Genomic DNA, 6,183 nt, shown 5'->3' on the forward strand with positions numbered 1-6,183 from the left:
CGGCACCCCCTTCTTTTTTCTGCAAGCTGCCGGTCAGGGGTGGGACGGGGTCCCGCCGACGCCAAGGGGCCGGAGCTGTTCCCCGGACATACCATGGCCAAGAAACCTGCCACCGCCGGCGCTCCCAGCCAGCGCATGCTCCGCGTCGCGGAGGAAGTGCGCCACGCCCTTTCCGCCGTGTTCCTGCGCGGCGAGATGCACGACCCGGATCTCGACGGGCGGCACATCACCGTCACCGAGGTGCGCGCCTCGCCCGACCTCAAGCACATGACCTGCTTCGTCGCCGCCCTCGGGCGCGCCGTGACGAAGGAGGAGCTGCAGGGGCTGCGCCGCGTGCAGCCCTATCTGCGCACCCAGGTTGCGCGCGCCGTGCGGCTGAAATTCGCCCCCGAGATGCATTTCCAGCCCGACACGGCGCTGGACTACGCCATGAAGATCGACGCCGTGATGCGCCGGCCCGAAGTGCGGCAGGACCTCGAGCCCCGCCCCGCCAGGCCCGGCGCCGAGCGGCGGGAAGACGGCGAGGGAGAGGACGGCCCGGCGTGACCACCGCCCCCGACGCGCAGCCCGACGCGCCACCGGACGTGGCGCCGGTGATCCGCACCATCGCCATGCCGGCCGACACCAACCCGGCGGGCGACATCTTCGGCGGCTGGCTGATGGCGCAGATGGACCTCGCCGCCGGCAACGCCGCCGCCCGACGCGCGCGGGGCCGCTGCGCCACCGTGGCGGTGGAGGCCATCACCTTCCACTCCCCCGTGCGGGTGGGCGACGAGGTGAGCCTCTACGCCGAGGTGCTGGGCACCGGCCGCACCTCCATGCGCATCCGCGTGCAGGCCTGGCGCCGCGAGCGGGACAGCGAGCACACCAACCGCGTGACGGAGGCGGTGTTCACCTTCGTGGCGCTCGACGCCACCGGCCGCCCGCGCCCCTTGCCCGCGGGCTGAAGGCCCGGCGGAACAGCGCGGAGGGGCGGGGCCCCTTCGCTCACATGCAGCATCTGTAGAGAATTTCATGGCACGCCCGAACCGCAAGCCGAAGGGCCGTCCGATGGATGGCTGGCTGATCGTCGACAAGCCCTCGGGCATCGGCTCCACCGATGTGGTGAACAGGCTCAAGCGCGCCTTCAACGCCCAGAAGGTGGGCCATGGCGGCACGCTGGACCCGCTGGCCACGGGCGTGCTGCCGATCGCCTTCGGCGCCGCCACCAAGATGGTGCCCTACGTCATGGACGGCACCAAGACCTACCGCTTCACCCTGAAGTTCGGCGAGGCGCGGGACACGGACGACGCCGAGGGCCAGGTCATCGAGACCAGCGAGGCGCGCCCGACGGACGCGCAGATCCGCGCCGCCCTGCCCGCCTTCATCGGCGACATCATGCAGGTGCCGCCGATCTTCTCGGCCATCAAGATCAACGGCGCCCGCGCCTATGACCTGGCGCGGGACGGGCAGATCCCCGAGATGGCCGCGCGCCCCGCGCGGGTGGACAGGTTCGAGCTCGAATCCCGCCCCGACGCGGACACGGCGGTGTTCACCGTGCAGTCCGGCAAGGGCGTGTACATGCGCAGCCTGGCGCGCGACATCGCGAAGGCCGCCGGCAGCGTCGGGCACATCACGGTGCTGCGGCGGATGCGGGTCGGCCCCTTCCTGGAGGAGAACGCGATTCCGCTGGACAAGCTCACCGGTTCGGAGGATACCCCGCCTCCTTCCCCGGACCTTCTGCTTCCCGTGACGACCGCGCTGGCCGACATCCCGGCACTGGCCCTCACCGAAGCCGAGGCCGCACGCCTCTCCTACGGGCAGACCATCTCCATGGTCGAGTTCATGGGGCGGATACCCGGCGACGCCAGCCCCGACGGTGGGCTTGTGCGGGCAATGGCGGGGGAGCGCCTGAAGGGTCTTGTGCGCCTCGACGCCGGCTTGGTGAAGCCGGAGCGCTGGCTCAGCCCGGGCGACAACACCCTCCTCCCCGTCCAGCCGCTGGCGGATGGCGAGACAGACTGAAAGGCATAGGCCGATGTCGACCGACGTGACCGAGATCGAGCGCCGCGCGAAGATCATCGCCGAGTACGCGACCAAGGAAGGCGATACGGGCAGCCCGGAAGTGCAGGTCGCCCTGCTGTCCGACCGCATCTCCTCCCTGACGGAGCACCTCAAGGCGCACCCGAAGGACTTCCACAGCCGCCGTGGCCTGCTGGTGCTGGTCGGCCAGCGCCGTGGCCTGCTGGACTATGTGAAGCGCAAGAACCAGGCCCGCTACCAGAGCCTGATCGAGCGTCTCGGCCTGCGCCGCTGACGGCTCCGGGCCCCGCCCGGAACAGACAGAAAAAAGATGGGGCCCGGGGGAATTCCTTCCCCCGGCCTTTTTTATGCGCCCTCATAGGCCAGCACCGCGGCGGCCAGATCCTCCCCCGCCCAGCCCACCGACTTGAACAGCGTGATCTCCTCCGCCGAGCGCCGCCCCGGATGCTCGCCCCGGCAGAGCTGGAACAGGTCGGCCGCGATGTGCGCGGGCGTGATCGCCCCTTCCGAGATGGCCTGCACCACATCCCCCGCCTCGGCCAGCGCGCCCGGCCGCGTGTCGACGAACAGGCTGGCACGCGCCACCAGCGCGGCGTCGCTTTCGCGCATGTCGGGGCGGAAGGCGCCGACGAGGTCCACATGCGTCCCCGGCGCCACCTCGGCCCCGCGCAGCAGGGGCGTGGCGGACAGGGTGGCGGCCGAGACGATGTCGGCCCCCGTCGGATCGGCGTTGTCCGTCGCGCGGGCGGGCAGGCCGGCGGCGGCGAGGAAGCCCGCCAGCCGCGCCGCGCTATCCGCCCGGCGGGACCAGACGCGGATCTCCTCCAGCGGGAAGCGCTCCGCATAGGCCTCGGCCAGGGCGTGCGCCACCTTGCCGCTGCCCAGCAGCAGCAGGCGGCGGCTGTCCGGCCGGGCCAGGAAGGTGGCGGCCAGCACGCTGGCGGCGGCGGTGCGGCGGTCGGTCAGGGTGCCGCCATCGAGGATCGCCAGCGGCCGGCCCGATTCGCCGTCGGACAGCAGGTAGACCGAGTGCACCGCCTGCAGCCCCGGCTGGCGCGCATTGGCCGGGTTCACGTGCACGATCTTCACGCCCGTGTAGCGGTGCGCCTGCCAGGCCGGCATCAGCAGCAGCGAGCCCTCCGCTGCCTCTTTTTGCGGCAAGGGATGGCGGTGGCGCAGCGGAGCCTCGCAGCCTTGGCGGAAGATGCCTCGCAGCGCGTCACGCAGCGCCGGCCAGGGCAGGCTGGCTTCCGTCTCGGCCTTGTCCATCAGGCGCATCGGGCAGGGTTCTCCTCCGTCGTCGCGTCATCCTAGGGCGGCGGGGAAAAGGGGAAAGCCGTTGCGTGGCATGGCATGCCGATTGCTAAACTCGTGGCAACGGCACTGCCTTTGGGGCGAAAGCATGGCGTCATGATTGCGCCGGGCGCCCCGCGAGGCTAACGGGCATTCTGGGCGGCATGCCGCGCGCGAGGCGCGGCGGCCACCCCGGCCCCGGTGCCGCCTCGCCGGATCCAGGGGAGGAGCCGCCGGCAAGCAGCCGGATGGCAGACAAGATTGGGAGAGTGTTTATGAAGCCCATGCGGCTTTCGACCTTTCGCGTATTCGGCGCGGCCGCGCTGGCCGTCGCCCTGGCGGTGCCGGCCATGGCGCAGCAGCCGGCCCAGAGCGCCGCCACCATGGATGCCGTGAAGTCGCGCGGCACGCTGAGCTGCGGCGTGAACACCGGCCTCGCCGGCTTCGCGCAACCCGACAGCCAGGGCCGCTGGCAGGGCTTCGACGTGGAATACTGCCGCGCCCTCGCGGTGGCGCTGTTCAACGACGCCAGCAAGGTCCGCTACGTCCCCACCACGGCGCAGAACCGCTTCACGGCGCTGCAGTCGGGCGAGGTGGACATGATGGCCCGCAACACCACGGCCACCCTCTCGCGCGACACCTCGCTCGGCCTCGATTTCCTCGCCGTCAACTTCTATGACGGCCAGGGCTTCATGGTGAAGTCCAGCCTGGGCGTGAAGTCCGCCAAGGAGCTGGACGGCGCCACGGTCTGCGTGCAGCCCGGCACCACCACCGAGCAGAACCTGACCGACTGGTTCCGCTCCAACAACCTGAAGTTCACCCCCGTCATCATTGAGCGGCTGGAGGAGCTGGTCTCCGCCTATGTCGCCGGCCGCTGCGACGCCTACACCACCGACGTCTCCGGCCTGGCCGCCACCCGCTCCGCCCAGCCCAACCCGGCCGAGCACGTGATCCTGCCGGAGGTGATCTCCAAGGAGCCGCTGGCCCTGGCCGTCCGCCATGGCGACCAGCGCTGGGCCGACCTGGTGCGCTGGACGCACAACGCCCTGGTGGCCGCCGAGGAGCTCGGCATCAACAGCAAGAACGTCGAGCAGGCCGCGGCGAACGACCAGCGCCCCGAGGCGCAGCGCCTGCTGGGCAAGACCGGCGGCCTCGGCCAGATGCTGGGCGTCAGCGACAACTGGGCGGTCAACGTCATCAAGGCTGTCGGCAACTATGGCGAGATCTTCGAGAGGCACCTGACCCCGCTCGGCATCCAGCGCGGCCCGAACGCGCAGTGGACGCAGGGCGGCCTGCAATACTCGCCGCCGTTCCGCTGAGGGCGGCCGGACGAACGATGGCGGGGCCGGCGGCATGGCCGGCCCCGCTTCCCCGCTCCGCCCCCCGTTGCCCGTCCCGCTTCGGGCGCCCGGGGCTTCCGGCGGAGCGCACTGGAAGAGCGGGCAAAGAGACAAACAACGGGGCTTCAACGCATGTCCGACACCGCCGCCGATCCCCGGCTGCTGCGCGCGCCGCCCAAGCGAGGAATCCGCCTCTCCTGGGCCGATGAACGGTTCCGCTCCATCATCTGGCAGATCCTGGTGGTGGGCCTGGTGGCCGGCGTCATCTGGTGGCTGGTCCGCAACACGGCGCACAATCTCGAGGTCCGCCGCATCGCCACGGGCTGGGGCTTCCTTTCGCGCGAGGCCGGGCTGCCGGTCGCCGAGAGCCTGATCCCCTACAGCCCGACCGACACCTATGCCCGCGCCCTGCTGGTGGGCGTGCTGAACACGCTGAAGATCGCCGTCGTCGGCGTGGTGGTGGCCACCATCCTCGGCACGCTGATCGGCATCGCCCGGCTGTCCAGGAACTGGCTGCTCTCGCGCATCGCCGCCGCCTATATCGAGGTGGTGCGCGACCTGCCGCTGCTGCTGCAGCTTTTGTTCTGGTACGCCATCCTCCAGGGCCTGCCGTCGCCGCGCCAGTCGCTGAACCCGGCGACCGGCGTGTTCCTGTCCAACCGCGGCCTGAAGCTGCCCTGGATCCAGTGGCAGGACGCGCACAGCTTCGCGCTGCTGGGGCTGGTCCTCGGCATTCTCGGCGCCTTCTTCTACGCCCGCTCCGCCCGCGCGAAGCAGATGGCCGACGGCCAGCCGCGCAAGGTGTGGCCGGTGGCGCTGGGGCTGGTCCTCGGCCTGCCGCTCGCCATCTGGGCGGCCTATGGCGCGCCCTGGCAGGGCGACATCCCGGCGCTGCGCGGCTTCAACTTCCAGGGCGGCCTGACCGTCACGCCGGAATACTTCGCGCTGCTGATCGGGCTGGTGATGTACACGGCCGCCTTCATCGCCGAGATCGTCCGCGCCGGCATCCTGTCCGTGCCCAAGGGGCAGTGGGAGGCGGCGGAGGCGCTCGGCCTGCAGCGCGGCCGCATCATGCGCATGATCGTGCTGCCGCAGGCGCTGCGCGTGATCGTGCCGCCGATGACCAGCCAGTACCTGAACCTGACCAAGAACTCCTCCCTGGCGGTGGCCATCGGCTACCAGGACATCGTCTCCATCTCGAACACCACGCTGAACCAGACGGGCCAGGCGATCGAGGGCATCGCCATCATCATGGTGGTCTACCTGACCATCAGCCTGTCGATCAGCCTCTTCATGAACTGGTACAATGCGCGCATCGCGCTGGTGGAGCGCTGAGCCATGGCCGACATCGCCGCCGAAGCCTCCGCCCCCCGGCCCGCCGAGGACGCCGCTCTCACGCAACGCCGCCCGCCGATGCTGGCGGTGGGGCCGGTGGCCTGGGCCCGGGCCAACCTGTTCTCCTCCTGGATCTCCACCGCCGTCACCCTGGCGCTGGGCTACCTGCTGATCCGCTGGGCGATGGGCTTCA

At 70.9% G+C, this 6,183-nt stretch carries 7 protein-coding genes and 1 pseudogene; 7 read left to right on the top strand and 1 reads right to left on the bottom strand.

What is annotated here, in order from left to right:
• The first annotated feature begins 93 nt into the window (after positions 1-93).
• From rbfA to rpsO, 4 genes are all read left to right on the top strand, one after another.
• Entirely contained in the window at positions 94-546 is a 453-nt protein-coding gene (gene rbfA, locus CR162_RS11805) for a 30S ribosome-binding factor RbfA (protein ID WP_099095758.1), read from the top strand.
• Between the two features lie 65 nt (positions 547-611).
• Entirely contained in the window at positions 612-947 is a 336-nt protein-coding gene (locus CR162_RS11810) for an acyl-CoA thioesterase (RefSeq protein WP_218014886.1), read from the top strand.
• Positions 948-1,014: 67 nt separating this feature from the next.
• Positions 1,015-2,004 (top strand): tRNA pseudouridine(55) synthase TruB, encoded by a 990-nt coding sequence (gene truB, locus CR162_RS11815; RefSeq protein WP_099095759.1) that lies wholly within the window; start codon positions 1,015-1,017, stop codon positions 2,002-2,004.
• A 13-nt stretch (positions 2,005-2,017) separates the two neighbouring features.
• Positions 2,018-2,296, top strand: coding sequence for a 30S ribosomal protein S15 (gene rpsO / locus CR162_RS11820; RefSeq protein ID WP_099095760.1), 279 nt, complete (start codon positions 2,018-2,020; stop codon positions 2,294-2,296).
• 71 nt (positions 2,297-2,367) lie between these two features.
• On the opposite strand, the gene lhpI is transcribed toward rpsO, so the two are convergent.
• Positions 2,368-3,300, bottom strand: a complete 933-nt coding sequence (lhpI, locus tag CR162_RS11825) for a bifunctional Delta(1)-pyrroline-2-carboxylate/Delta(1)-piperideine-2-carboxylate reductase (protein WP_099095761.1) — start codon at positions 3,298-3,300, stop codon at positions 2,368-2,370.
• Positions 3,301-3,590: 290 nt separating this feature from the next.
• On the opposite strand from lhpI, the gene CR162_RS11830 reads away from it, so the two are divergent.
• The 3 genes and pseudogenes from CR162_RS11830 to CR162_RS11840 all read left to right on the top strand — a co-directional run.
• Positions 3,591-4,634: an amino acid ABC transporter substrate-binding protein gene (locus CR162_RS11830; RefSeq protein ID WP_099095762.1), complete on the top strand. Its 1,044-nt coding sequence runs from the start codon at positions 3,591-3,593 to the stop codon at positions 4,632-4,634.
• Positions 4,635-4,787: 153 nt separating this feature from the next.
• On the top strand, positions 4,788-5,990 hold the full coding sequence (locus CR162_RS11835) for an amino acid ABC transporter permease (RefSeq protein WP_099095763.1): 1,203 nt from the start codon (positions 4,788-4,790) through the stop codon (positions 5,988-5,990).
• A 3-nt stretch (positions 5,991-5,993) separates the two neighbouring features.
• Positions 5,994-6,183, top strand: a pseudogene (locus CR162_RS11840) (amino acid ABC transporter permease); the annotation flags it as partial.

Source organism: Teichococcus rhizosphaerae, from assembly GCF_002631185.1.
Taxonomy (GTDB): Bacteria; Pseudomonadota; Alphaproteobacteria; order Acetobacterales; family Acetobacteraceae; genus Pseudoroseomonas; species Pseudoroseomonas rhizosphaerae.